Source organism: Gracilimonas sp. (assembly GCF_017641085.1).
Lineage (GTDB): Bacteria > Bacteroidota > Rhodothermia > Balneolales > Balneolaceae > Gracilimonas.
The window spans coordinates 23,464-48,446 of the sequence record NZ_JAEPPI010000002.1 but is presented as its reverse complement, the minus strand read 5'-3'; the positions used below and the strand labels follow the sequence as shown (position 1 = coordinate 48,446).

Here is a 24,983-nt window from a genome sequence, read left to right as displayed (position 1 = left end):
ATAAGATTTCTAAGCGGGAGTGGGATAAATCTTTTGTAAGGAACCATCAGGTATTTGAATCTGCCAGGTATTCATGAACATATTTGATGGCCATGGACCCTTCCCCCACAGCAGAGGCCACACGATTCATGGCTCCGGCACGCACATCGCCGGCCGCAAAAATACCGGGTGAGCAAGTTTCTAACAGAAATGGCTGTCGGTCCAGCTTCCAAGTTTTTTTAAAATTATCGTATCGCTGCAGATCTCTCCCGGTTTCAATAAATCCGCGTTCACTTTTAATAACATCCGCTTTGATCCAGTCGGTATAGGGCCGGGCACCGATAAAAATGAAGAGTCCATCTGCCTCCACATCTTGCCGGTCGTCTTTCTGATTATTGAACAAAACCAACTTCTCAAGCTTTCCATCACCACAGGCTTCTTCCACTTCGGTGTGGGCTATCACTTCGATGTTTTCTGTATCATTAAGCTGATGTATCAGGTACGAAGACATGCTTGAAACCAACGATTTTCCGCGAATCAAAATCTTCACGTCTTTTGCAAAAGTGGATAAATACATAGCGGCTTGTCCTGCTGAGTTCCCACCCCCAACGATGTACACCTGCTTATCCTTGAAAGCATGGGCTTCCGTCATGGCTGCACCATAGTAAATCCCGGCGCCCGTAAAATCGGAAATCCCTTTGCTTTCCAGCTTCCGGTAATTAACCCCGGTGGTAACCACCACCGCCTTGGCATTAATCTCAGAACCGTCCGCCATTTTTACGGTTTTGTATTGATCGGTGAGTGAGATGTCAACCACTTCCTGCGGAGATAAAAACTCCACGCCAAAACGTTTCGCCTGTGTGATGGCACGGCGGGCTAAATCAGACCCACTCAATCCTTTGGGGAATCCGAGATAATTTTCGATCCGCGAGCTTGTTCCCGCCTGGCCGCCCGGCGCCCGCTTTTCGATAAGCAGTGTTTTCAGTCCTTCCGAACCTCCGTAAACGGCTGCGGCAAGTCCGGCAGGACCGGCACCAATGATAGCTACGTCATAAATGGTTTCATTTGCGGTGGGATTTCTTCCCAGCTTCTCAGCAATGGTTTTAGGGGAGGGTTCGGTAAAATGACTTCCATCTTCAAAAAAGATAGCTGGTAGGTCGTTGGTATTGATTTCGTAATCATCCAGAAGCTCCCGGGCTTTATCATTAGCTTCAATATCAAGCCAGCGGTAGGGAATCAGATTTCCGGAAAGGTAGTCTTTGACCGCATGAGACTTTGGCGAGTACTGATAGCCTACCAGTCGTATTCCATGAAATTCCGGTTTGAAATCAGCGAGCCATTCATCCAGTTGGTCATCCAGAACAGGATAAAGTTTTTCTTCGGGAGGATCCCAGGGTTTCAATAAATAATAATCCAGCTGCACATCGTTGATGGCTTTGATAGCGGCTTCCATATCGGAATAAGCAGTCAGTAACACGCGCTTGGCATCGGGGTAGGTTTGCCTGGCCTTTTCCAGAAACTCGACTCCCATCATCTCCGGCATGCGCTGATCGCTGAGAAAGAGTGCTACTGTTTCACCCTTTTTCTTCAGCTCAGGCAACGACTCCAGGGCTTCTCTGCAAGAATCGGTACTCATAATCCGATACTCACTGCGGTATTTGTTGCGCAAATCTCTCGTTACCGCACGAAGGACCTGGGCATCATCATCAATTACAAAAATGATCGGTTTACTCATTCCTGAAGGAATTAAAAATTTAAAATTTAAAATTAAGGACGAGGCTATAATTAAATGCTGAGGATAATTTTAAATTTTTCATCTTTAATTTTGAATTAGTTAAGTGGAAAACAGAGTTCGAAGATGGTTTCGCCGGGTTTGGATTGTACGGAGATGGTGCCATTGTGCTTATTTACAATTTTACGGACAAAATCGAGACCGAGGCCGGTTCCTTCTCCTATACCTTTGGTTGTAAAAAAAGGATCGAAAATTTTGGTTTGAATGTCCTCCGGGATGCCTGTTCCATTGTCTTTAAAATAAATTCTAAGGTCTCCGTTTTTGGCCTCGGCAGAAACCTCGATACGGCCCTCTTTCTCAATCGCATCAACGGCATTGTCGAGCAGGTTCATCCATACCTGATTCAATTCACTCACAAACCCACAAAACTCTGGTAAATCATCGGGGATGTTTACTTCTACCGATACCTGTTTTTCTTTTATTTGATGATTTAAAATACTGAGCGTGCTTTTCAACAACTTTTCCAGTTCAACCGGCTGCTTCTCATTTGCCTGATCCATATGCGAATAGGTTTTCACCGACGAAACCAGGTCAGAAATACGACGAGATGCATCCTCAACCTCAGCAATCATCTTTTCGGTAACAAACACATCTTCAATCCATTTAAAAACCGGGGGGAGCAAGGCTTCATCACCGATATCTTTGATTTGTTCAAGAGACTCTACATCGAATCCGTGTTCAGCAAATGTTTCTGCCAGTTCATAAGCTTCTTCAATACCGTGACCTTCCATCCAATCAGCCAGGTCATCTTCAAGCGATGTTCTTTCTATCAAAGAAAGGGAGGGAATCTCAGCATTCAGCTTATTGAAAATCACCTTGTTTATGGCATCCACTTGTTCTTCTGAAAGTTTGAGCTCCATCATGCCTTTAAACTTTTCGGGTTTGGCGTGAAGGTTTGCTTTCAGGGAAGTAGCGCTTCTGACCATAGCCGAAGCGGGATTATTCAGCTCATGGGCTAAACCGGCAGATAGTTTACCCAGGGCCAGTAATTTCTCGTTTTGTTGCTGCTGGGTAGTGAAATGACGAATACGATCGGAGAGGGCATGCACAAAAGATTCGATTAGCTGATAATGAGCAGCAATTTCGGGGAATTTATCCTCATGGGTGATTAAAACAGTCGATTCCTCTATTACAGTTACATAAGCCAGAGACGATTGAAGTCTTGAAAAGGGAAGCTTTCCGGTGAGGTCGCCGGCTTCAAAAGTATCGATAACGGTAAATTGGTCTCCCCGCTTAAGTTGCAGCCGAATGTTTCCTTCAAGCAGCAGGTACATCTTGTTGATTTCGTCACCGGGCTTTACAATCACCTCATCCGGTTGGTAAGTGCACACTTCCGACAACCGAACATACTCCCGAATTTGATCTTCCGGAACCTCGGAAAACTGAGGAAACGATTGAATCCCTTTTACGATATAGTCGTCCATCAGGGCCTCATGTATAGTTCATCGATATAACACCAGCGCCATTCTTCACCGGGTTCGACAGAGCGGATGATGGGATGATGAGATTCCTCGAAATGAGCGCGGGCGTGTTTGTTTGGGGATGAATCGCAGCAACCCACATAACCACAAGTCATACACATGCGCAGGTGAACCCAAGAACTGTCCTGCTCCACACAATCCGGGCAAACATCTTCGGCAGTATTTACAACCTTGATCATATCTTTGTGCGAGCAAGCCATAAGCGTTTATTTAGTTCAGGAAAGTATCAACAAAAGCCTTCAATTGATTATAATCCAATTCACCGGAATATCGCTTTCCGTTCACAAAAAAAGTAGGAGTGTCGTCTACGCCGCTTTTAACACCACCCCGGAAATCAGCGGTAACCCGACCGGCAAATTCATTGGTTGTCAGGTTTACCTTAAAGCGATATAAATCGAGCCCGATATCTTCAGCAAATTCAAGAATTCTGTTTTCACTCAGCCTTCGGTTGTGTTTAAAAAGCAGGTTGTGCATCTCCCAGAACCGATCCTGAGCACCGGCGCACAAAGCCGCCTCAGCTGCTAACTGAGCGTTCGGGTGTTTTTTGCGAAGCGGGAAATTTCGGAATACAAACTTCAGCTTCTGCTTATACTTCTTCAGCAACATCTGCGAAAAACGATATCCCAGCCGGCTGTATGGGCACTCATAGTCACCATATTCGAGCAATGTGACTGGTGCATCAGGGTTACCCAGCATATAGTCATCATCTGATATTTCAGCATATAAATCGCTCATCGGTCAAAAGTCAGGTTAAGCGAAGTGCTCTCTGACGGGCCTTCTTCGAGGCTGAGTTCAGCTAACTTTTTCCCAGCCTGAGACATCGGCAGACAAACCGCCGTAGCTCCCGCTTCTCTAAGAGCTTTATGTTCGTCGCTTCGCATGGTCAGGGCCACTACATCTCCATTATAACCATATTGACGGAGCAATTTTGTGGCTTCCACTTTAGTGCCGGGATTTGGGATAGCCAGCATGATGGCTTTAATATTTTCAAGATTGATGTTCTCCCATAATTCGGGATCGCGGGCATCACCGTACACTACCCGTCTTTTGCTTTGAATATTTTCTTCCAGCTTGGCCGGATCTGCATCCATACCAATTACTTTGTGGCCGTAATATTTCATGTACTCATAAGCGGATGAACCGGCCTGCCCCATTCCAACCACCAGGTAATTTGCACTGCCAAGCGAGACCACCTGCTGACCCGGATGTTTGACATCCCGTTCGTACTTGAGCAGGGAAAGCTCAAACCGACTCCAAAGGGCATTTACATTTGCAGAAAGCGGAGCGTTGATGGCATAAGATACTGCCACAAGCAAGGCGAAACTGGTAACAACGGTTTCCGGGATGAAGCCACCTGAAACGGCTACAATTCCGGCAATGAGGGTAAATTCACTGTAAGAAGTGAGCGTGGTAGTAACCAGAAAGGAGTTTCTGGATCGCAGTTTGAATCCCACCAGCAAAAAGAAGTAGAGTATGGATTTGATGGGGAGTAAGGCTAAAATGACCACGCAGAATATCAGTTCGTTGTAACCCGGTAATCCTGCAAGGCCCACTTCCAGAAAGAATCCAACCAGAAAGGCCTCTTTGAGTCCCCAAAGTTTGTGGGTGAGTTCATCAGCAAGTTTATGGCCGGAAAGCAGAGCACCTGCTACTAAAGCACCCAGTTCGGATGATAGTCCCAATACTTCAAAAAGAGCTCCGCCGCCGATAGCTAAAATTAAGGCGAATAAAAGCTGAAGTTCATCATGTCCGCTAGCAATTAGGGCTTTAATTAACAGCGGGCGGAAAAGGGGCAGAGCCAGTAAAGCCAAGCCCCATATGGAAGGCACGCCGCCACCGGTTAAAGCCAGCAAAGCGATGGCAACAATATCCTGCAAAATCAAAATACCGATAGAGACACGGGCGTGGAAAGCGCCGAGTTCGCCGCGGTCTTCCAGGGATTTGGCGGCCAGCACCGTACTTGAAAAGCCCAGAAGGATACCAATTATGACAGCTTCAACAAGCTCGTATCCGAAAAAGGAGGCAATCAGTCCGAATACTCCGGCAGTTAAGGCGAGATGGATACCACCCGCGCCCAAAACTTCCGGTCGCAGAATACTTTTAAGGCGCAGGTGAAGACCTACCGTAAACAGTAGAAATAAAACCCCGAGATGCCCGATCTCGTGAAGGGTGTCGGTGGTTTCAAATCCCAAAAGAGAGAGAATAATACCGGCACCGAGAAAACCGACCAGTGGCGGCAACTTAAGTCGCGATACAGCCATCCCCAGAACATAGGCTGCTGCCAGCCAAAGAATTTCCATGTTTGTGAATTAAAGATTCAAAATGAAAAATTAAAAATAGGTGTCCAACCAATTTTTAATTTTTCATCTTTCATTTTGAATTTAATAAGGCATTAATATGCTTGATCTCATCTTCATTCACAAGGTGTCCCATGCCCGTGTATAGTTTTTTGGTGACATCTGCGCCCAACTGCTTCAGAAGTTCTTCGGTTTCATTAACGCGTTCTTTGGGGATATGTGGATCAACATCACTGCAGCCTAAAAAAGCCGGAGTTTTTTGAAGGTCGCCGGTGTATTGGTCAAAATCCACAGATTCGCCGATCACACCTCCACTCAATGCAATCAAGCCGGCATACTTTGCAGGGTGACGCGCTATAAACTCAGAAGCAAGACACGCTCCCTGAGAAAACCCCAGAAGAAAGATTCGGTCTTTTGAGATGCCATCCGACTCGAGTTCCTCAATGATGTCATGAATTTTCTGAAGACCGGAAGACAGGCCGGGCTCGTTCCTTTCGGTTGGGGCCATAAAAGAATAGGGATACCAGGTGTGTCCATTTGCCTGAGGTGCCCGATAGGTGATTTTTTTATCGGTTTCGAATGCGGAACTCAGGTCGAGTATGCTGGGAGCGCTGGCTCCGCGACCGTGAATCATAATCATGGCGTAATCGGCCTCTGAAGCAGGTACTCCGGCTTTAGCTACTGGTGTGTTTTGATGGGGACCTTCGAAATTTGTGTTGTCTGTTACACGGAATAAACTCATGAATGCAATTGTAATTGGATTGGACTTGGTAATCATTTTCTAACGTAGAGACACAAGATTTTGTGTCTCTACGTTAGAAATGTGCTAGGATGTTGCCTTTGAGGTTACCTTAATCTCCGGCAGGATTTCTTCAATCCGGTCCCGTTTGTTTTCTAACCATGGGGGAAGAATCAGGTGTTCTCCCAGGTGTTCAAATTCTTCATCTACGGTGTAACCGGGGTCATCAGAAGCCATCTCAAAAAGCACGCCGGCAGGTATCCTGTAGTACACAGAGTTAAACCAGTGGCGGTCGATAATTTGAGTTGGGTGAAGTCCGCGCTTACTTACTTGTTCGCGAAGTTGGTCCAGTTCTTCCTTATTCTCAGTCCGGAAAGCGATGTGATGCACTATACCCCGACCATTCTGTCCGTGAATGGGAGCATCAGCGACTTCGATAATCACCGAATGCCCAATTTCAGCATCGGTTTGATATAAGTATAGGTTGTCTTTATTCGCCACTTGCTCGAACTCGAATAACTCGTTAAGTAGCTTCTCGGTGTGCTCACGCTCGGTCAGGTACATGCGCGCTCCCCAGAATCCCTGAATGGTTTTGTCGAAGGGAACGATGTAATCCACATTCTCCACTTTTTCTTTTGCCTGCCCTTCAAACACCAGATCCAGTTCCATGCCGTCGGGATCGCTGAAACGAAGTGCGGTTCTTCCGAAAACATCTTCCACTGTATAATCAACATCGTGATCAGTGAGGCGAGATTCCCAGTAACCTTGTGTTCCTTCAGGAACCTGAAGTGCCACATTCACAACTTCACCAGTTCCGGGTTTGCCCTGAACAGCATTCGGCCATGGGAAGAAGGTTAAACTTGAACCCGGATTGGCAGACTGATTTCCATAAAACAAATGATAGGTACCAGGGTCATCCTGATTCACCGATTTCTTCACCAGCCGCATGCCCAAAACCTGCGTGTAAAATTCGGCATTGCGCTGAGCATCTCCGGCCAATGCTGTAATGTGATGTATTCCTTTCTGATGTTTCATTGCTTCTCGTTTATTTGGCATTTATTAAACCAACCACAAGATACAACGAATCATTCAATAGTTTAACATTAAACTAATTTGTTATTTTCTATCATCTGTATAGATACGCAGGTTGGCAGGGAACAAAGCGGGGCTTGTTTCTTTTATATCAGTAAGGAACCGAATCAGCAAGCTTAAGTGATTAGAATTATGGATTTATTAGCGCAATCGTACATATTGATGGATGTAAGCATCGCTTTGATCTTGGGCGGTGTTTTAGGGCTGGAGCGAGAATGGAAGCAAAAGCCGGCAGGATTAAGAACGAACATGATTATAGCGGGATCAGCGGCGTTGCTGGTTTCTTTGGGAAGGGTCGTGGTTCAGGATTTTGGCACGCTGGCCGCTACCGAAAGCTTTGGCGTTGATCCCATTCGTATGCTTCACGCGGTGATTGTGGGCGTTAGTTTTATAGGAGCCGGCACCATCCTGAAAAGCACCTCAAAAACCATGGTGCGGTACCTGACTACCTCCGCAACTATTTTGATGGCAGCAGGTATTGGAATCAGTATTGCCTTAAAACAATATATGCTGGGAGCAGGGGCTACTGTTATTCTGGTGACGGTTAACTTCCTGTTCACCCGACTGAACAAATGGGTGTATAAAATTTCAGATTATGAGAGCCCGTATTCGAAGTAGATATGAAATGAATGGCGGAAACGTTATCATTATTGAGTTCCGAAATTTTAGGAGAGAACCATGAAAAAAATAACAGTCTTTACGTTGCTATTGATATGCGGCATGTTGCTTTATTCCTGTGAGAATATGCTTTTTAGTGATGAAGGCGGAAACATAAAAGCAATTCAAACTGATTTTGAAATTGGGCAGCCATTTGAGCTTTCATATGGAGGAACGGCAACCAATACCAATGAATCCATTCGCATTGAGTTTACAAAGGTGGAAGACAGTCGTTGTCCTGCAAATGTAACGTGTGTTTGGGAGGGTAATGGTGAGGTTAAGCTGGTGACAACCATTGACGATGATGAACTGGAAGTTAAACTCAACACCCATTCCAATTATAAAAAGAGTGAACGGGTTAATGGAATTACCCTGAAGCTATTGGAATTAAATCCATATCCGGAATCGGCAGAAAAAGGGATCCCTAAAAAAGAATACAAAGCGATTCTGTTGGCTGAAAGAGAAGAATAGGCGGTTGTTTAACTCAGTAAAAACATCAGTATCTTTGGTCAGATTTTAATCAGCCTGAACCAAAAAGTTTCTTTACGTGAATATTTACGCCATCATTATTCTGGCAACCATTGCCATCGATTTTATTCTTGATATCACCTCCAACTACCTGAACCTGAAATCTCTATCAAAAGAACTTCCTGAAGAATTTGAAGGAGTATATGATGAAGATACCTACGCCAAATCTCAGGAATACACCAAAGTAAGAACCAAGTTTGGCTTTCTGACCGGCGGATTTGACCTGGCGCTGGTGTTGGGATTCTGGTTCTCGGGCGGATTCAACTGGCTGGATCAGATTGTTCGGGCCTGGGGGTTTGGAGAGCTGGTAACGGGTTTGATCTATATAGGGATTTTACTGCTGGCTAAAACCATTCTGAACCTTCCATTCAGTATTTATTCTACTTTTGTGATTGAAGAGCGATTCGGCTTCAACAAAACCACCCCGAAAACTTTTGTGTTGGATATGGTGAAAGGACTGGGGCTTGGATTATTAATCGGGATGCCTCTGCTTGCCGGAATTCTCTGGTTCTTTATGTATGCCGGAGATTTGGCCTGGCTGTATGCCTGGGGGGCGGTCACTGCCTTTACGTTGATTATGCAATATGTGGCCCCGACCTGGATCATGCCGCTGTTCAATAAATTCACCCCACTTGAAGAAGGGGAACTTAGAACCGCTATTGAAGAATATACTGAGAAGGTGAATTTCCCTCTGCAGGGTTTGTTTGTGATTGACGGCTCCCGGCGATCCAGTAAATCGAATGCCTTTTTTACCGGCTTCGGGAAGAATAAAAGAGTAGGACTTTATGATACGCTGGTCGAGAATCACACCGTACAAGAATTAGTGGCGGTCTTGGCTCATGAAATCGGTCATTACAAGAAAAAGCACATCATAAAAGGGATGATAACCAGCGTAGCGCAAACAGGAGTGTTGTTCTACTTGCTATCGGTATTTCTGAACGCCGGGGGATTATTCGATGCGTTTTATATGGAACAGATGTCGGTTTATGCCGGTCTCATCTTTTTTGGAATGCTGTATGCTCCCATCGATATGATTTTGTCTGTATTCATGCAAATGATTTCCCGCCGGCACGAATTTGAAGCTGATGCTTTTGCAGCAGAAACAACCGGTGAACCTGAAGATATGATTTCAACGCTTAAGCAACTTTCAAAGGATAACCTGAGTAACTTAACCCCTCACTCGTTCTATGTATTTCTGAATTATTCTCATCCGCCGGTACTGGAGCGTATCCGGGCAATCAGAAATGGTAATCAGGAAAGGTGACTTTCGTTTACATCCGAGAGTCTGAATGACAACCGAAAGAGTACGCCGGGTTCTGTTTCCCGGGATTTATATTCATAGTCTGCTTCCAGCTGATCTGCCAGCGTTTGAATCAGTACCATGCCGAGTGAATCCTTTGTTTCCGGCTGATCATCATCAGGAAAGCCAACCCCGTTGTCTGTTATCTGCAGGGTGATCTGCTGATCATTCTTTTGAAGCTGAACGGAAATCAGTCCTTTCTGCATATCCGAAAATGCGTGCTTAATGGAATTGGTCAGCACTTCATTTACAATCAAGCAGCAGGGCACCGCTTGGTTAATGTTCAGGTTGATGGGCTCAAGGTTGAATTCAGTCTCAATTTTAGAATGATCATCCATGGTATCGAGAATGGCATGAACCAGGTTTTTTAAACCGGCATCAAAATCCATATTCGAAAAGCTGTTGGATTGGTAAAGCTGCTCGTGAATATTGGCCATCGATTTAATGCGAAGAGTACTGTCCATCAGCTTTTTCTGAATACGTTCATCCGTTTCTTTGAACGACTGCATCTGAAGCATTCCCGATATTACTGCCAGGTTGTTTTTTACCCGATGGTGGATTTCAGCAAGAAGGGTGTTTTTCTCGCCCAGCGAATTCTCCAGTTCCCCCTGATAGCTCAACAGGTTTAGCTTGAGTTCTTTCTGGGATTCAATAGTTTCCTGAAGTCCGCTAAACAGCATGGGCATAAATACCACGGCGACTATACTCAAGAGAATAGAATTAGCCGAAATGGCAATCCATGAAGCTACCTCGTAGCTTTCGCGCAATGGGTAATCAACAAGGCGGTTGTGAATTAATAATGCCTGTATCACACAAATGAGGATATTGACGAAAATGGTAAGCACCCCGGCGCGGGTAGGCAGAATCAGCAGGGAAAAAACCGTGGCTCCAAATAAATAAGTAAGACCTGCCCCGAGTTCACCCATAAAGAAAATAAGGATGGCAGCTACCGAATAAATAAGGGTAAGGAAAAGATATTTGCGATAATTGATCTGCAACCCGCTATAGAGAGAAATGACTGTAATAGACAGCCCAAAAAAGATATAAGCGACGGTTAATGAAAGAATGTCGAGCGCAAACACAACTAATGCAGAGGGAAGTAAAACAATGATTCCAAGGGGGAAGAGGTATATAATGATGGTGGTAAAGAGCTTGTTTCTCCAATATTCCAATCCATCAGAACGGGTCAAACTGCCCATACAGTTCTCGCGAACCCTAAGTTTATAATTTTCCCAAAGCTTAGCCATTAAATTCTATTCTGTAGAAATGATAAGTACTGCCAACAGTTATTTTACTGTTCCGGCTAAAATAATATCAGTTGATAATACAATGAAACCACAAACCAAAATCAACCTAACCTAAAATTCAGTGATGTTTTCCTTATCGGCAAATTCGGTGTTAGCATTAGAAATTTACTCAGACTGAAACTTAGGTAGCTATTCAGCGAGTGAGTATCCATAGATTTTGTTTATTTTGGGGTGAATCAAATACGCACCGATTACCCATGAAAAAACACATTGAGACGATAGCCATCCATGGCAGCATGAAGGAACAGGTTGGAGAGAATGAGCCCATTGTTCCGGGAATAGAAATGTCCACCATTTACGAGCACCGGAAGTCGGGCAGGAAGGATGACGACTGGAAATACACCCGACATTCAAACCCCAACCGTGTACAGCTGGAAAATGTGATAAGAGATCTGGAAGGCGGAGATCATTGCGCGGCATTTTCATCAGGGATTGCGGCTATCTCCTCGGTATTTCAAACTATAGCATCCGGGGCACACGTGCTGGTTCCCGAGGATGTGTATTTTGGTACCCGAAAGCTGATCTGGGAGTTTGCCGAACGCTGGAACCTGGAGGTTGATTTCATTGACATGACGGATTTGAATACCGTTTCATCATCCCTGAAAGAGAACACCAAACTGGTTTGGATGGAAACCCCTTCAAACCCACGACTCCTCATTACCGATGTGGTGGAAGTAAGTAAAATCGCCCAAAAACACGGAGCCATAGCAGCCATCGATAACACCTGGCCCACACCATTCAATATGCGCCCACTGGAGCTTGGGGCCGATGTGGTGATTCATTCTACAACGAAATACCTTGGCGGTCACAGTGATATTTTAGGCGGTGCCGTTATCACCAAAGGGAATGAAGAGTTGTTTGAGCTAATCAGAAAAGTTCAGGTGGTGCAGGGCGCCGTTCCCTCTCCGCAGGATTGCTGGCTGCTGAGCCGGAGTATCCGTTCGTTTCCGTATCGAATGCGTGCTCATAACGAGAATGGCCGAAAAGTAGCTGATTTTCTGAATGATCACCCAAAAGTTGAAAAGGTATTCTATCCCGGTTTATCCTCTCACCCCGGACACGACATAGCCAAAGCGCAGATGGATGACTTTGGAGGGATGATCTCATTTCTGATCGACGGAACGGCTGAAGATGCCATAAAGGTTGTTGCCGGAGCAAAAATGATCAAAGCCGCTACCAGTCTCGGAGGCATTGAAAGCATCTGGGAACACCGTAAAAGCAGTGAAGGGGAAGAGTCGCCAACCCCGGATAACCTGATTCGTCTGAGCGTGGGGCTGGAACATCCCGATGATATTATTTCAGATCTGGAATTAGCCTTATCTTAAAAACAAAGTAATAGAAAGCCCGTTGGGTTCATCAAAAGAGTGTACCATTTAAAACCATATTCATGATCAATAAGATTATTTCTGTATTTCTGATTTCTATCACTGCTATTTCCATGGCGCAGGCTCAAAACCGGCCGGATATGTTTGACTGGAAGCCACTTTCAGAAGCGATGGAGCTGGCTGAGCAAAACGATAAAAAAGTGCTGGTGTATGCCAATGCCGTGTGGTGCACGTATTGCAAGAAGATGGAGAAGGAAGTGTTTACGCAGGAAGCGGTGCAACAAAAAACCAAAGAGCATTTCTATTCCGTGTGGATGGACATTGAATCGGATGAGAAACTGACTTTTCGCGATCAGGAAATGACCCAGATTCAATTCAGCCGGGCCATGCGAATCACCGGAACCCCCACCTTCATTTTCTTTGATTCAGAAGGAGAGATTATAGCCGGTCAGCCCGGATTTATCCCGGAAAAAATGTATCTGCAAATCCTCGAATTTGTGGGAAGCGATGCCTACCTCGATCAGAGCTTCGGGGAGTTTGCGGGGATAGAGGCGGAGAATTAGAATGGCGTGAGTCTTCCCTCAAAATCCTGTACATTCCTGCCGTGGAATTGTTTACAGGAATAAAAACTGATGGAGATGGGAAGAACTATTAAAGCACCAACGGGAACCGATCTGAATTGCAAAAGCTGGCTGACGGAAGCTCCTTTCCGAATGATCCAGAATAACCTTGACCCGGAGGTTGCCGAAAAACCGGAAGAACTGGTGGTTTATGGCGGTATTGGTCGTGCTGCCCGCAATTGGGAGAGCTTCGATAAAATCCTGGATTCGCTGAAATCCATGAGCGACGAAGAAACCCTGCTTGTTCAATCCGGTAAGCCGGTCGGAATTTTTCAAACCCATAAGGATGCCCCGCGTGTTTTAATCGCCAACTCCAACCTCGTTCCAAAATGGGCCAACTGGGACCACTTCAACGAACTCGACAAAAAAGGCCTGATGATGTACGGACAGATGACGGCAGGCTCATGGATTTATATCGGAAGCCAAGGCATCGTACAGGGAACCTATGAAACCTTTGTAGCTATGGGGAAAAAGCATTTTGACGGGGATTTATCCGGCAAGTGGGTTCTTACAGGCGGTCTCGGTGGCATGGGTGGCGCTCAGCCGCTGGCAGCCAAAATGGCCGGCGCAAGCATGCTGGCTGTGGAATGCCGGGAAGACCGGATTGATATGCGCATCCGAACAGGGTATGTAGATCAGAAAGCTACTTCTTTGAACGAGGCTCTGGAGATTATTGAACAGTCTGTTCAGGACAAAAAGCCGGTTACCGTTGGTCTTCATGGAAACGCAGCAGATATTTATCCCAAACTGCTAGACAGAAAAATTATGCCGGATGCGGTGACCGATCAAACCAGCGCCCACGATCCACTGAACGGGTATCTTCCGCTTGGTATGACGGTCGCCGAATGGGAAAGCAAACAGAAATCCAATCCCAAAGAAGTAGAGCAACGGGCCAAAGAATCTATTTCAGTACAGGTTCAGGCCATGTTGGGCTTTCAGCAGCAGGGTATTCCCGTTTTTGATTATGGCAATAACATCCGGCAGGAAGCTTATGATCAGGGTGTGGAAGATGCATTTAATATTCCGGGATTTGTGCCTGAGTATATTCGTCCATTGTTTTGTAAGGGAATTGGTCCTTTCCGGTGGGCGGCTCTGTCCGGTGATCCCGAGGATATCTATAAAACCGACCAAAAAGTAAAAGAACTCATTCCTGATGATCCTCACCTTCACAACTGGCTGGATATGGCCAGAGAACAAATTCACTTCCAGGGATTGCCCTCCCGTATTTGTTGGGTGGGACTAGGTCAGCGTCATAAACTGGGACTAGCCTTCAACGAAATGGTGAAAAACGGGGAACTGAAAGCCCCGGTCGTTATTGGCAGGGATCATCTGGATTCCGGTTCCGTTGCAAGTCCAAACCGGGAAACCGAAGGCATGAAAGACGGTTCAGATGCCGTATCCGACTGGCCGTTGCTGAACGCTTTGTTGAATACCTCATCCGGAGCCACCTGGGTTTCCTTCCATCATGGCGGGGGCGTGGGAATGGGTTTCTCTCAGCACGCCGGACTGGTCATTGTTGCCGATGGTACCGATGATGCCGCGGCACGACTAAACCGCGTGTTATGGAATGACCCGGCCAGTGGCGTTATGCGTCATGCCGATGCCGGTTATGAAATTGCCATCGATTGCGCCAAAGAATATCAATTGAAATTGCCGTTTTTGGAATAATCGGCAGAAATATCATCCGTGGGGACGTATCATGATACGTCCCCACGGATTGATGATCATATTTTAATCTAACATCCATGCCTGATTTATTAATCCAAAACATATCACAAATAGCCACGCCGAAACCGGGCGTGCTTCGTGGCTCAGAGCTTCGGAGTCTGAATGTTATTCAAAACGGAGCGATCTATATTTCGGATGGAGTTATTAAGTCCGTGGGATCTTTGTCAGAAGTGCTGGAGCAGGTAGAAGGGCATCCCACTATTTTAGATGCGGAAGGCAAAGCAGCCGTGCCGGGCTTTGTGGACTCCCATTCCCATTTGGTGTTTGGGGGAAATAGGGCCGATGAATTTGCCATGCGTTCGGCGGGTATGAGTTACGAAGAAATTGCCGAACAAGGCGGTGGCATTGTATCGACGGTAGAGGCCACCCAACTGGCAACCAAAGAAGAGTTAAAGAATGTTGCCCGCATTCATTTACAGAAAGCGTTGAAGCAAGGCATCACCACCATGGAAATTAAGAGTGGTTACGGGCTGAACCTCGATAACGAGCGGAAGATGCTGGAAGTAATCAACGAGCTGAAGGAAGAACAGCCTGTTGAACTGAAGGCCACCTTTTTGGGAGCTCATGCGGTTCCCAAAAATTCTACCAAAGAAGAGTATGTGGAAGAGGTGCTGAATATGATACCGGAAATTGCCGAACTGGCCGATTACTGCGATGTGTTTTGTGAAGACGGATATTTCACAACTGAGGAGTCAAGAAGCATACTTGACAAAGGAATGGAGCATGGACTCAAACCCAAGATTCACACCAATCAGTTCAATGATATCGGCGGGGTTGAAATGGCACTGGACTTAGATGCTGTCTCGGTAGATCACCTGGAAGTGCTGTCTGACGAAGATGTAGATCGCATCGCCGGGTCCGATACGGTAGCCACCATTCTGCCCGGAGTTTCCTACTTCCTCAACATCCCCTATTCCCCGGCGCGTAAGCTAATTGACAGGGGGGCGCTGGTAGCGCTGGCTACGGATTTCAACCCCGGTTCATCTATGACTATCTCCATGCAGCTGTTGATGAGCATGGCTTGTACGAAAATGGGGATGTCAGTAGAGGAAGCGCTAAGTTGCGCCACCCAAAACGGGGCCAAAGCCCTGGAAAGGAAGAAACTGGGCTGTATTGCTCCCGGTTTCCAGGCCGATATCCTGTTGCTCGATACGGATAATTACAAAGACCTGGCTTATTTCTTTGGGGAAAATCACGTGCATACGGTCATCAAAAAAGGAGAGAAAGTATGGGAATCGAAAGGCTGAAAGCTATTCTAAAACCGGTTTCCAATTCGCTTAAGTCGATGCGCTCTCATGACCCAAACGACCACTGGCTGGTTCAGGAGATGTTGTTTGATGCGAACGATTACGACCAATCAACCCACGTGTTGATTGGCTGCCCGCAGCATGAAGGAGTGTTGAGAAACAGTGGAAGAACCGGAGCCGCCGAAGCTCCCAATAAAATCCGTGAGCAGCTGTTTAAATTACAGGTGAAAAAGGAAACCCCCATCCGGTTATTTGACGCCGGCAATGTGAGTACCGATTTATTTGACTCCTCAGAAGTCACCGACTTTCCCGACCTTGATCAAAATCCGGATGTATTGGAAGAAATTCACAACAGGTTAAGCACGGCTGTGATTGAATTTTTGCGGGACGGCAAGAAGGTGATTGTGCTGGGCGGGGGGAATGACATTTCTTATGCGGACGTAAGAGCACTGGCCGAAACGAGCAGGGAAATTTCCGCCATCAATATCGATGCCCACCTGGATATGCGTGAGGCCGATGAAATGACCAGCGGCACACCTTATCGAAGACTCATTGACGATCATTATTTGAGCCCTCATCAATTTTATGAGTTTGGTATAAGGCCGGAATCTAATGGAGCTTTTTACCTCGAGAATGCCGGTAAACTTGGAGTGAATGTCCATCTGTTGGCTGATATTCTGCAGGAAGGAGTAAGCCCGGCCTTTCAGCATATTCTGGGGCAAATCGGGGAGCGGCCTTTCTTCCTTGGCTTGGATGTGGATTCCATTCAGGCTTCGGATGCCCCGGGGGTAAGCGCATCTTCACCGGTTGGATTTTCAGGAAGGGAAGTGCTGGAATGTATTCATCAGGCCCGACAAAAAGAAAACCTGAAGGTGTTTGAAATCACGGAAGTCAATCCGAAGTATGATATTGACAACCGTACGGTGAAGTTAGCTGCGCAGTTTGTTTATAAGTTTATATTTGGATAATTGTTAAAATTAGGATTCTTAGATAAGACGAACGTAATAAGTTGTTTGGGGTATATAATTTTCATTATTTGTCACTAATTCTTGGATGTGAGAAAAAAAATAAACTTTTTTATGAACCCGAATGTTAGTATCATAGAATCGAAGAAAATAAGACCTGCCACGCCTCTCCATAGTGACGCGCACCCGGGCGGGTTTTTTTATTATACAACTTAGGTTATGCAATTTGATAAATCTCCTCTTAGCATAACGCAACAAGTTGAGCTATTAAAAGGTCGGGGCTTGACGATAAAGGATGAAGAAAGAGCTGAACATTATTTGTCATACATCAGCTTTTATCGTTTAAGGGCATATACCTACCCTTTCCAGGATAATGAAGATTCAGATCACCCTTTTATCAAAGAGATTACGTTTGATGAGGTCTTGGATTATTACATTTTTGATCGTGAATTACGATTGATTGTTTTTGATGCAATTGAGAGAATAGAAATTGCTTTTCGTACTCAAATAATTTACCAGTGTTGTATGGCTCATCAAAGTTAATGGTATGAAGATGAATCTCTATTTCGTAATTTGCGACACTTTGAGTCAGACTTAAAAGCAATTGATGATGAGCTGAGGCGCTCGGCAGAGGTTTTTATAGAACATTATTACAACAAATATTCAAACCCTGAACGTCCGCCGGCATGGATGACTTTAGAGGTAATATCTTTAGGAACTCTTTCAAAACTATACCACAATTTAGAATTGGGGAAAACAAAGAAGACTATTTCAGGTAAATTCAATTTGGGACATCCATTTATTTTAGAGAGCTGGATGCATGCCATTAGTAATGTTCGAAATATTTGTGCCCATCATGGCCGATTGTGGAACAGGAAGTTGGCTGTGGCTCCAAAACTCCCAAAACTGACATCCCTTCCTTTCATCAGAAATAAAGATATTGACGAGCACAAATTATATGCCTTGCTTTGTTGTATGGCATATTTAATGGATGTAATTAATCCTGATCATCACTTTAAACAACGATTGAAAGATCTTTTTAATCGTTATGAAATGATTGATTTGAAAAAAATGGGTTTTCCTGAATACTGGGAACAAGAAGCACTTTGGAATGGCTGACTTATCAGGCTCGCAATTAATTATACTGCTAAATGATCAATCTATTTCATCTCATCTCTCAGAATGACTAAGGCAAGATTGACCTAATTGAATAGAACACGGATAACACAGATACTGCGGATTTTCACAGGTAATGATTATAGTACAGCGAACATCTGCAGTATCAGTGTCATCCGCGTTCCATAAAAATTATTCCCAAACTACGGTAGTCCCCTCATCTTTGCCGTCCACCACAATCTTCTTCAGGTTTCCTTTCTTGTTCATGTTGAAGACAATGATCGGGGTTTTATTTTCTCGGCAAAGGGTAAAGGCGGTAAGGTCCATAACGGACAGGCGACGTTTCAGCACATCATCGCCGGTAATGGTATCGAATTTTTTGGCGTCTGCATTTTTCTCGGGATCGGAATCGTAGATGCCATCCACGCGGGTACCTTTCAGAATTACGTCACTTTCAATTTCGATGGCACGAAGGGAACCGGCCGTGTCGGTAGTGAAATAGGGGTTTCCTGTTCCGGCTCCAAAAATAACCACACGTCCTTTTTCAAGGTGACGGATAGCGCGGCGACGGATGTAGGGCTCGGCAATGGCTTCCATACGGATAGCGCTCATCAGACGGGTTTGTACATCAATTTGTTCGAGGGCATCCTGCAGGGCCATGCTGTTGATCATAGTGGCAAGCATCCCCATGTAATCTCCCTGAACGCGATCCATGCCCTGGGTGGCTCCCTTCACCCCGCGGAAGATATTCCCTCCGCCAATCACGATAGAAACCTGAACGCCGGCTTCCTGTATGGATTTAATTTCTTTTGCGTAACTACTTAGAATATCGGCATCGATGCCATGCCCTTGCTCACCTAAAAGTGCTTCGCCGCTGAGTTTGAGAAGCACTCTGTTGTATTTATTTCCCACGATTTCCTCGATTAGTAATTATAAGACAAAAAAAAGGCTGTCAATTTTGACAGCCTTAATGTAAAGAAAATTTATTAGTCGTTTTCGCCCAGTTGCAGCCGGTGAAATGATTTCACCAGGGGAGCATCATTCTGCTCCAGGTACTGCTGTACGGAAACGCTGTTATCTTTAACAAACTTCTGCTCCAGAAGAACGCGTTCTTCGTAGAAACGGCGAAGTTTACCTTTGGCAGCTTGCTCAGCGATGTGCTCAGGCTTGCCTTCGTTCAGAAGTTGTTCTTTGGCGATTTCAAGCTCTTTCTCAACCAAAGAAGAATCAACGCCGTCTCGGGTAACAGAAAGAGGTTTCATAGCTGCAACCTGCATGGCTACATCTTTACCGATTTCTTCGTCGGTAAGGTCGCCATCAAATTCAGCCAATACGCCTAACTGGTTTCCGGGGTGGATGTAAGAAATCAGTGTGCCTTCAGTTGTGGCCAATATCACATTGTTGATTTCAATTTTCTCACCGATTTTACCCACCATCTCTTCCAGGTGCTTTTCAATGGTCAGTCCATCAAGCTCAATCTTCAGAAGATCGTCAGCATTATCGATGTCATTTTCGAAAGCAGCGTTCAGGAACGACTCGGCATCATCCTGGAATTCCTGATTTCGGGCTACGAAGTCAGTTTCACAGTTGATTTCAAGCAGAGAAGCTTTGGTTTTATCATCGTTGATACGGCTCAGGATCAATCCCTGGTTAGCTTCACGATCAGATCTCTTCTCAGATACTTTTTGTCCTTTTTTACGAAGGATTTCAACAGCACGGTCAAAATCACCATCTGCTTCGGAGAGGGCTTTCTTACAGTCCATCATACCCGCTCCGGTCATGTCACGAAGTTTTTTTACGTCAGCAGCAGAAATGCTCATTATTCTGAATAGTATTTTTGGAGTTGGAAATTTTTATTCTTCTTCATCTTTGCTGTCAGCATCGGCTTTCGCTTCGGCTTTGTCAGCTTTGTTGTCGTCTTTTTTGGAAGACTTTTTCTTGCGGCGGGAACGTAACTTGGTTCCTTTAGCAGCGTCTTTAACGTCAACGTCATCACCTTTGTCGTCGCCTTTGGCTTCAGCAGCAGCTTGTTCCATCACGTCTTCTTCCTGCTGTGCTTCACGCTCGGCTGTACCTTCAATAATTGCATCGGCAACCTGAGTTGCTACCAGCTGGATGGTACGGGCTGAGTCATCATTACAAGGAACTATGTAGTCAGGAATATCCGGATCACTGTTGGTATCAACCATTGCAATGATTGGGATGTGGAGTTTAATTGCTTCGCTAACGGCAAGGTGCTCTTTAATAATATCTACCACAAAAATGGCACCGGGAAGGCGACCCATGTTTTTGATACCGCCAAGAGTGTCATTCAGTTTGTCCTGCTCGCGTTGCAGCATCAAACCCTCTTTCTTGGTGAGTTCTTCAAACGTACCGTCAGTCTTCATGCGCTCAATTTCCTCCATTCGGGAAATACTTTTGCGAACGGTACTGAAGTTGGTAAGCATACCACCTAACCAGCGATGCGTAATGTGTGGCATTCCACAGCGTAACGCTTCAGTTTTGATGATTTCGGTAGATTGCTTCTTGGTACCTACAAAAAGAATGGTTTTACCGGCACGAGAAAGTTTTTGAACTTCGTCGAGGGCTTCCTGTAAATATTTCTGAGTTTTCTTCAGGTCAATGATGTGAATCCCGTTTCTTTGCATGAAGATGAAATCCTTCATTTTTGGATTCCATCGACGGGTTAAGTGACCGAAGTGTGCGCCTGACTTAAGCAGGTCTTGTATTGATGCAGCTTTTGGCATTGTAATAAGTATGTAAGTTTAGGTTAATCCTCTGTGTGGGTCATTCCCGAACGTTAATCCTGAGTCAATTAAGCTCAGGACACCAAACGCAGGGTCGCCACACATGTGTGATTGTGTTTGAAAAAAATTGGTCGCGTAAATATTAACGCTTGGAGAACTGGAATTTCTTACGAGCTTTAGGCTGACCGTATTTCTTACGCTCTACCATTCTGTCGTCTCGGGTAAGAAGTCCGTGTCCCTTAAGAACATCGTGAAGATCTTCATTCTCTCCGTCCAGAGCACGTGCAAGAGCATGAGAAATAGCACCGGCTTGTCCGGTACTTCCACCACCGCGAACGGTGATTTTGATGTCATACTTGCCTTCCGTTTCAGTAACGCTCATTGGAAAAAGCGCAATGTTACGGCGTGCTTTTACCGGAAAATATTCTTCAATGGGTTTGTGGTTGACGAGAATGTCGCCTTTACCCGGTTTGATGTACAAACGGGCCGTTGCAGTTTTTCGTCGTCCTATGTAATTCGCTTGTGCCATTATTGATTAAAGCTCAATGATTTCTGGTTCTTGTGCAGTATGCGGATGTACGGGGCCTGCATAAACTCTCAAGTTAGTGGCAATTTTATTGCCCAACTTGGTTTTAGGAAGCATGCCCTTCACAGCAGTAGTTACCAAAGAGGTTGGATCTTTCTCCAACATCTCGGCTGCTGTTTCAAATCGCTCTCCGCCCGGGTAAAATGTGTGACGGAAGTATGTTTTGTCCGTCATTTTCTTACCAGTCAGCTTCACCTTCTCAGCATTGATAACGATGACGTTATCACCTGTATCCATATGTGGGGTGAAGGTAGGCTTGGTTTTACCTCTCAAAATTTTTGCTACTTCGCTACTCAGGCGCCCCAATGGCTGATCTTCAGCATCAATGAGTACCCAGTTCTTTTCAATATCGCTGGGTTTGGCCGAGTATGTTTTAAAACTTAATGTGTCCACGATTAAACTCTTTTATTTCGTCAAATTGGAAAGTCGAATAAGATAGAAGTAATTCTTGTAGATATCAATATTAGAATGCATAAAAGTTGCCTCCCGAAAAATATCAAATGAACAGGGTGCCTATCAACTATTTAAATTAATCTTTTCAAGAAAGAAGGCGGGAAATAGAAAAGCCTTCCCAAAATTACAGGAAGGCTTTAGCTTTGAAGTAAGTTAAGTTAAGTGTGAATTATTTAATCAGTGTCATTTGTTTGGTGATGACCGAGTTTACAGCCTGCAACCGGTAAATGTAAATACCCGATGAAAGCGTGCTTGCATCAAAAGTATAGGAGTATTGCCCGGGTGACTGCTGCTGGTCCACCAAGGTCACTACTTCCCGGCCTAACATGTCAAATACTTGTAACCGTACGGTACTGTTTTGGGGCAATTCGTATTTGATAACCGTTGAGGGATTAAACGGGTTCGGATAATTACTGAGCTGTACATTGGTTTCTTGGGCTATACGTTGTGGGCGCTCCGCAGTACTTCCGGATTGTACATCTTCCTTGCGGCGCTCTAACAACCAGCTTAATTGTTTGAGTTCGGCTTCGGTTTCTCCCCATTGCTCCAGGTTGGCCAGTGTTGCCTGGGCAGCCTGCATGTCTTGGGTGCCCAGTAGGTAACTGTAGAACAGGCGTCGCCCCATGGTGGTGCGAATGTCCGCCGGTGTTACTTGCGAGGCCAAAAGGGTATTGGCTGTTTCAATGGCCTGCTGGTGATTGTCCAGTCGTTGATGCAGCTCTACCTGTATAACTTTTGCCCATTGTTGTAATGCCGGGGGTAGCTCAGGGCCTGATATCCGGTTTAACTCCGTAAGGGCTTCTTCTCCTTTAAATCCGCTCAGGGCTTTTCGGAGGGTAGCCACGCTGTTGATTTCACCAACAGCATGCCCGGCCGTTTTTGCTTTTGGTTCATTACCGCTAGAATTACCTCGTTTCTGAAAACCGGCAGGTAAGGGATCAAAGAACAGGTGATTGGAATAATCAATAGATCCGCCCGAAACTTCCTCAAACTGGCTGGGAGATGGAAACGAAGACCCCCACCAATTTCCGGTAGCGTCGATGGTAGAGCTATAGGCATACCCATCCCGGTAGCTATTATCGTGTATGCTGGAGGAGTTGATTTCAAGGTAGGAACTACCATTGGCCTGTATGCCATTGGTCCCTCCGTCATAGATGCGGGAATTTACGACTCCTTCCAGACTCGCTCCGCCCGTCAGGAAAAGTCCGGCTGAGGGATTATCGACCATGATGCTGTTTGTGAGCTCATCGTTCGAACCTCCATCATAATACACTCCATAGGTGCCATTTCCATCTGCACGTAAATATCCAAACCCACCGGTGGGGGAAGAAGTGGAGGTATTGATGAACCGGAACCCGTCCCAGGTGCTGTTAAAGACTTCTACGTTTTGTACTTCCAGCCCGGATACATTATAAGACGTAATTCCATTGACGGCGTCTTCAATATCAACATAGGCAATAGAAGAATTATCTTCATTGATTTCCAAACCATCCCAGTTGGAGCCCCCGGAAGCTTCCAGTGTAATTCGGTTAGGGTTTGTGCCATCCATTATGATTACTCCATCTCCCTCTATTCCTTGACCGCTATCAAATGATAGGGTAGCACCTTCATGAATGATTAATTCTCCACCTGTGGCTACGTCAATGTGAATATCATTTAAGATTGAGTTCTCTCCAATAATAAAGTCGCCATTTACTTGGATTTGTGCATTTGATACTCCATTAAATATAGTGCCATAAGGTCCAGCCTCAAACGTAACCCCACTTGGCACTGTCAACGTCCCAGAAATCACATATTCCCTGCCATTCAATGTTTGATCATCTGATAATGTACCAGAGAGCTGAGGCTCCCTATATTCTGAAGTAGTAGTATTGGTTTCACTAATTTTCCGAGCATTGTCTGCATAAGTTACATCTCCCCTCACTACACCATTGTGGGTTTTATCTGGATTGGACCAGAAATTCTCTCGTTCCTGAGTCTGTAAATCATAATAAGACATGATAGTTGCCCAATCTCCCGGATCGTATAAAAAGCCGTGATTATATGTACCAGTAGAATCTTCTTCTATATTATGTCTTCCTCCTAAATTGTGCCCGGTTTCATGGGCAAAGGTACGGGTATCTCTTACACGATCATAATTACCAATACCAAACCCAAAACTTGAAGTTCCAGAATTTGGATTTTCTATCACATATGCAATTCCTGAAATATCAGACCTATTAGTAATCAGAAAACATAGATCAGCTTGGTATTGATCCCGTAAATCACCAACCGTTGTATTATTTCTAAAATTACTTAGTATTTGATTCATTGAATCATTCCCTTCAGAAAACCCACTTAACTCAAACATATGAACCAGATTGTATTCCATATCCAGATCGTCCGCATCAAAGGAATCATTGGCATCCAAAATGGCATCCTCTATAATGCCTTCGATTCCCGTTATATTTCCAGCAGCCGGAGTATAGGCCACTAACACATCTATAATGGCGGTACCCGACATAAGGGACTTCGATTGCTTGAATGCCCCTTCAGCAGAGTTGGAATCTATTTCTATGGGAGGGGCCTCCGGTTCGTAGGATGAACGATCTACCTCTATAATGGCATGAAAAGAACCGCCTAAAGGAATAATAGCATACAACTTCTTATCAATATGAATTCTGCCGGTCACCTTATCGCCTCTTATGGTGATAGCAAACGAATCATTCCCCGATACCCCTTTTATCCGATGGCTTCCACTGCGTTTTGTTTCATTGGTTTGAACTTCAAATTCATGGGTACTCCCATCAAAAGGAGTGAAACTGATTCTTTTTAACCCGGACAAATTGGACTTGGTGAATTTTACCAGCTTTAGTTGGTGATAGCTCTCGTTTTCTGTTACAGTATCCAACTGTTTAATCTGCTCCAGGTTGGTAATCGAACTCCTCTCGACCTCATCAAAAATGGTTGATGCTTGAGACAATACATGCTGTGGCACGGCCAGAATCCACAGGAAAGTGAATAGTATCGCATTTGTTTTCATGG

General features: G+C 45.1%; 22 protein-coding genes and 1 pseudogene. 9 read left to right on the top strand and 14 right to left on the bottom strand.

Annotated elements, in window-relative coordinates:
- Nucleotides 1–46: 46 nt before the first annotated feature.
- The 7 genes from JJ941_RS07150 to JJ941_RS07120 form a co-directional block, all read right to left on the bottom strand.
- Nucleotides 47–1,714 (bottom strand): FAD-dependent oxidoreductase, encoded by a 1,668-nt coding sequence (locus JJ941_RS07150; protein WP_290963230.1) that lies wholly within the window; start codon nt 1,712–1,714, stop codon nt 47–49.
- A 95-nt stretch (nt 1,715–1,809) separates the two neighbouring features.
- On the bottom strand, nt 1,810–3,195 hold the full coding sequence (locus tag JJ941_RS07145; protein ID WP_290963228.1) for an ATP-binding protein: 1,386 nt from the start codon (nt 3,193–3,195) through the stop codon (nt 1,810–1,812).
- Nucleotides 3,195–3,431, bottom strand: a complete 237-nt coding sequence (locus JJ941_RS07140) for a UBP-type zinc finger domain-containing protein (RefSeq protein ID WP_290963226.1) — start codon at nt 3,429–3,431, stop codon at nt 3,195–3,197. The genes JJ941_RS07145 and JJ941_RS07140 overlap by 1 nt, the downstream gene beginning before the upstream one ends.
- A gap of 31 nt (nt 3,432–3,462) precedes the next feature.
- Nucleotides 3,463–3,987, bottom strand: a complete 525-nt coding sequence (locus JJ941_RS07135; RefSeq protein ID WP_290963224.1) for a DsbA family protein — start codon at nt 3,985–3,987, stop codon at nt 3,463–3,465.
- Entirely contained in the window at nt 3,984–5,552 is a 1,569-nt protein-coding gene (locus JJ941_RS07130) for a cation:proton antiporter family protein (RefSeq protein WP_290963222.1), read from the bottom strand. The genes JJ941_RS07135 and JJ941_RS07130 overlap by 4 nt, the downstream gene beginning before the upstream one ends.
- Before the next feature lie 70 nt (nt 5,553–5,622).
- Nucleotides 5,623–6,291, bottom strand: coding sequence for a dienelactone hydrolase family protein (locus JJ941_RS07125; protein ID WP_290963220.1), 669 nt, complete (start codon nt 6,289–6,291; stop codon nt 5,623–5,625).
- Nucleotides 6,292–6,375: 84 nt separating this feature from the next.
- Nucleotides 6,376–7,323, bottom strand: coding sequence for a VOC family protein (locus tag JJ941_RS07120; protein ID WP_290963218.1), 948 nt, complete (start codon nt 7,321–7,323; stop codon nt 6,376–6,378).
- A gap of 189 nt (nt 7,324–7,512) precedes the next feature.
- Between JJ941_RS07120 and JJ941_RS07115 the strand changes: the two genes are divergently transcribed.
- The 3 genes from JJ941_RS07115 (at nt 7,513) to JJ941_RS07105 (ending at nt 9,829) form a co-directional block, all read left to right on the top strand.
- Nucleotides 7,513–7,998 carry an MgtC/SapB family protein gene (locus JJ941_RS07115; protein ID WP_290963216.1) on the top strand — a complete coding sequence of 162 codons (486 nt, stop codon included), beginning with the start codon at nt 7,513–7,515 and terminating at the stop codon, nt 7,996–7,998.
- 60 nt (nt 7,999–8,058) lie between these two features.
- A complete protein-coding gene (locus JJ941_RS07110; protein WP_290963214.1) occupies nt 8,059–8,508 on the top strand; it encodes a hypothetical protein in 450 nt (149 codons plus the stop codon).
- Nucleotides 8,509–8,584: 76 nt separating this feature from the next.
- Nucleotides 8,585–9,829 carry a M48 family metallopeptidase gene (locus JJ941_RS07105; RefSeq protein ID WP_290963212.1) on the top strand — a complete coding sequence of 415 codons (1,245 nt, stop codon included), beginning with the start codon at nt 8,585–8,587 and terminating at the stop codon, nt 9,827–9,829.
- Here JJ941_RS07105 and JJ941_RS07100 read toward each other — a convergent pair.
- Nucleotides 9,817–11,112 carry a histidine kinase dimerization/phosphoacceptor domain -containing protein gene (locus JJ941_RS07100; protein WP_290963210.1) on the bottom strand — a complete coding sequence of 432 codons (1,296 nt, stop codon included), beginning with the start codon at nt 11,110–11,112 and terminating at the stop codon, nt 9,817–9,819. The two genes, JJ941_RS07105 and JJ941_RS07100, sit on opposite strands and share 13 nt — an antisense overlap.
- Before the next feature lie 257 nt (nt 11,113–11,369).
- Here JJ941_RS07100 and JJ941_RS07095 point away from each other — a divergent pair, with 257 nt between their 5' ends.
- The 6 genes and pseudogenes from JJ941_RS07095 to JJ941_RS07070 all read left to right on the top strand — a co-directional run bounded on the left by JJ941_RS07095 (nt 11,370) and on the right by JJ941_RS07070 (nt 18,176).
- Nucleotides 11,370–12,497: a PLP-dependent aspartate aminotransferase family protein gene (locus tag JJ941_RS07095; protein ID WP_290963208.1), complete on the top strand. Its 1,128-nt coding sequence runs from the start codon at nt 11,370–11,372 to the stop codon at nt 12,495–12,497.
- A gap of 62 nt (nt 12,498–12,559) precedes the next feature.
- Nucleotides 12,560–13,060 (top strand): thioredoxin fold domain-containing protein, encoded by a 501-nt coding sequence (locus JJ941_RS07090; RefSeq protein ID WP_290963207.1) that lies wholly within the window; start codon nt 12,560–12,562, stop codon nt 13,058–13,060.
- Between the two features lie 75 nt (nt 13,061–13,135).
- On the top strand, nt 13,136–14,785 hold the full coding sequence (hutU, locus tag JJ941_RS07085) for a urocanate hydratase (protein WP_290963206.1): 1,650 nt from the start codon (nt 13,136–13,138) through the stop codon (nt 14,783–14,785).
- Between the two features lie 77 nt (nt 14,786–14,862).
- Nucleotides 14,863–16,092, top strand: coding sequence for an imidazolonepropionase (gene hutI, locus JJ941_RS07080; protein ID WP_290963204.1), 1,230 nt, complete (start codon nt 14,863–14,865; stop codon nt 16,090–16,092).
- Nucleotides 16,074–17,060, top strand: a complete 987-nt coding sequence (locus tag JJ941_RS07075; RefSeq protein ID WP_290963202.1) for a formimidoylglutamase — start codon at nt 16,074–16,076, stop codon at nt 17,058–17,060. Before hutI ends, JJ941_RS07075 begins: the two co-directional genes overlap by 19 nt.
- Nucleotides 17,061–17,276: 216 nt before the next feature.
- Nucleotides 17,277–18,176, top strand: a pseudogene (locus tag JJ941_RS07070) (Abi family protein).
- A gap of 189 nt (nt 18,177–18,365) precedes the next feature.
- Here the strand turns inward: JJ941_RS07070 and pyrH are convergent.
- From pyrH to JJ941_RS07040, 6 genes are all read right to left on the bottom strand, one after another.
- Nucleotides 18,366–19,085: a UMP kinase gene (gene pyrH / locus JJ941_RS07065; protein ID WP_290963201.1), complete on the bottom strand. Its 720-nt coding sequence runs from the start codon at nt 19,083–19,085 to the stop codon at nt 18,366–18,368.
- Nucleotides 19,086–19,159: 74 nt separating this feature from the next.
- A complete protein-coding gene (gene tsf / locus JJ941_RS07060; protein ID WP_255134559.1) occupies nt 19,160–19,993 on the bottom strand; it encodes a translation elongation factor Ts in 834 nt (277 codons plus the stop codon).
- A 33-nt stretch (nt 19,994–20,026) separates the two neighbouring features.
- A complete protein-coding gene (gene rpsB / locus JJ941_RS07055; protein WP_366069240.1) occupies nt 20,027–20,920 on the bottom strand; it encodes a 30S ribosomal protein S2 in 894 nt (297 codons plus the stop codon).
- Between the two features lie 142 nt (nt 20,921–21,062).
- A complete protein-coding gene (gene rpsI, locus JJ941_RS07050; RefSeq protein ID WP_255134560.1) occupies nt 21,063–21,449 on the bottom strand; it encodes a 30S ribosomal protein S9 in 387 nt (128 codons plus the stop codon).
- A gap of 6 nt (nt 21,450–21,455) precedes the next feature.
- Nucleotides 21,456–21,899 (bottom strand): 50S ribosomal protein L13, encoded by a 444-nt coding sequence (rplM, locus tag JJ941_RS07045; protein WP_255134561.1) that lies wholly within the window; start codon nt 21,897–21,899, stop codon nt 21,456–21,458.
- Nucleotides 21,900–22,128: 229 nt separating this feature from the next.
- Entirely contained in the window at nt 22,129–24,981 is a 2,853-nt protein-coding gene (locus JJ941_RS07040; RefSeq protein WP_290963199.1) for a M12 family metallo-peptidase, read from the bottom strand.
- Between the last annotated feature and the right edge of the window lie 2 nt (nt 24,982–24,983).

Bases quoted from the DNA above. Each gene is read 5' to 3' on its own strand.
- JJ941_RS07150 (WP_290963230.1), bottom strand. From the start codon at position 1,714: ATGAGTAAACCGATCATTTTTGTAATTGATGATGATGCCCAGGTCCTT.
- JJ941_RS07145 (WP_290963228.1), bottom strand. From the start codon at position 3,195: ATGGACGACTATATCGTAAAAGGGATTCAATCGTTTCCTCAGTTTTCC.
- JJ941_RS07140 (WP_290963226.1), bottom strand. From the start codon at position 3,431: ATGATCAAGGTTGTAAATACTGCCGAAGATGTTTGCCCGGATTGTGTG.
- JJ941_RS07135 (WP_290963224.1), bottom strand. From the start codon at position 3,987: ATGAGCGATTTATATGCTGAAATATCAGATGATGACTATATGCTGGGT.
- JJ941_RS07130 (WP_290963222.1), bottom strand. From the start codon at position 5,552: ATGGAAATTCTTTGGCTGGCAGCAGCCTATGTTCTGGGGATGGCTGTA.
- JJ941_RS07125 (WP_290963220.1), bottom strand. From the start codon at position 6,291: ATGAGTTTATTCCGTGTAACAGACAACACAAATTTCGAAGGTCCCCAT.
- JJ941_RS07120 (WP_290963218.1), bottom strand. From the start codon at position 7,323: ATGAAACATCAGAAAGGAATACATCACATTACAGCATTGGCCGGAGAT.
- JJ941_RS07115 (WP_290963216.1), top strand. From the start codon at position 7,513: ATGGATTTATTAGCGCAATCGTACATATTGATGGATGTAAGCATCGCT.
- JJ941_RS07110 (WP_290963214.1), top strand. From the start codon at position 8,059: ATGAAAAAAATAACAGTCTTTACGTTGCTATTGATATGCGGCATGTTG.
- JJ941_RS07100 (WP_290963210.1), bottom strand. From the start codon at position 11,112: ATGGCTAAGCTTTGGGAAAATTATAAACTTAGGGTTCGCGAGAACTGT.
- JJ941_RS07095 (WP_290963208.1), top strand. From the start codon at position 11,370: ATGAAAAAACACATTGAGACGATAGCCATCCATGGCAGCATGAAGGAA.
- JJ941_RS07090 (WP_290963207.1), top strand. From the start codon at position 12,560: ATGATCAATAAGATTATTTCTGTATTTCTGATTTCTATCACTGCTATT.
- hutU (WP_290963206.1), top strand. From the start codon at position 13,136: ATGGGAAGAACTATTAAAGCACCAACGGGAACCGATCTGAATTGCAAA.
- hutI (WP_290963204.1), top strand. From the start codon at position 14,863: ATGCCTGATTTATTAATCCAAAACATATCACAAATAGCCACGCCGAAA.
- JJ941_RS07075 (WP_290963202.1), top strand. From the start codon at position 16,074: ATGGGAATCGAAAGGCTGAAAGCTATTCTAAAACCGGTTTCCAATTCG.
- tsf (WP_255134559.1), bottom strand. From the start codon at position 19,993: ATGAGCATTTCTGCTGCTGACGTAAAAAAACTTCGTGACATGACCGGA.
- rpsB (WP_366069240.1), bottom strand. From the start codon at position 20,920: ATGCCAAAAGCTGCATCAATACAAGACCTGCTTAAGTCAGGCGCACAC.
- rpsI (WP_255134560.1), bottom strand. From the start codon at position 21,449: ATGGCACAAGCGAATTACATAGGACGACGAAAAACTGCAACGGCCCGT.
- JJ941_RS07040 (WP_290963199.1), bottom strand. From the start codon at position 24,981: ATGAAAACAAATGCGATACTATTCACTTTCCTGTGGATTCTGGCCGTG.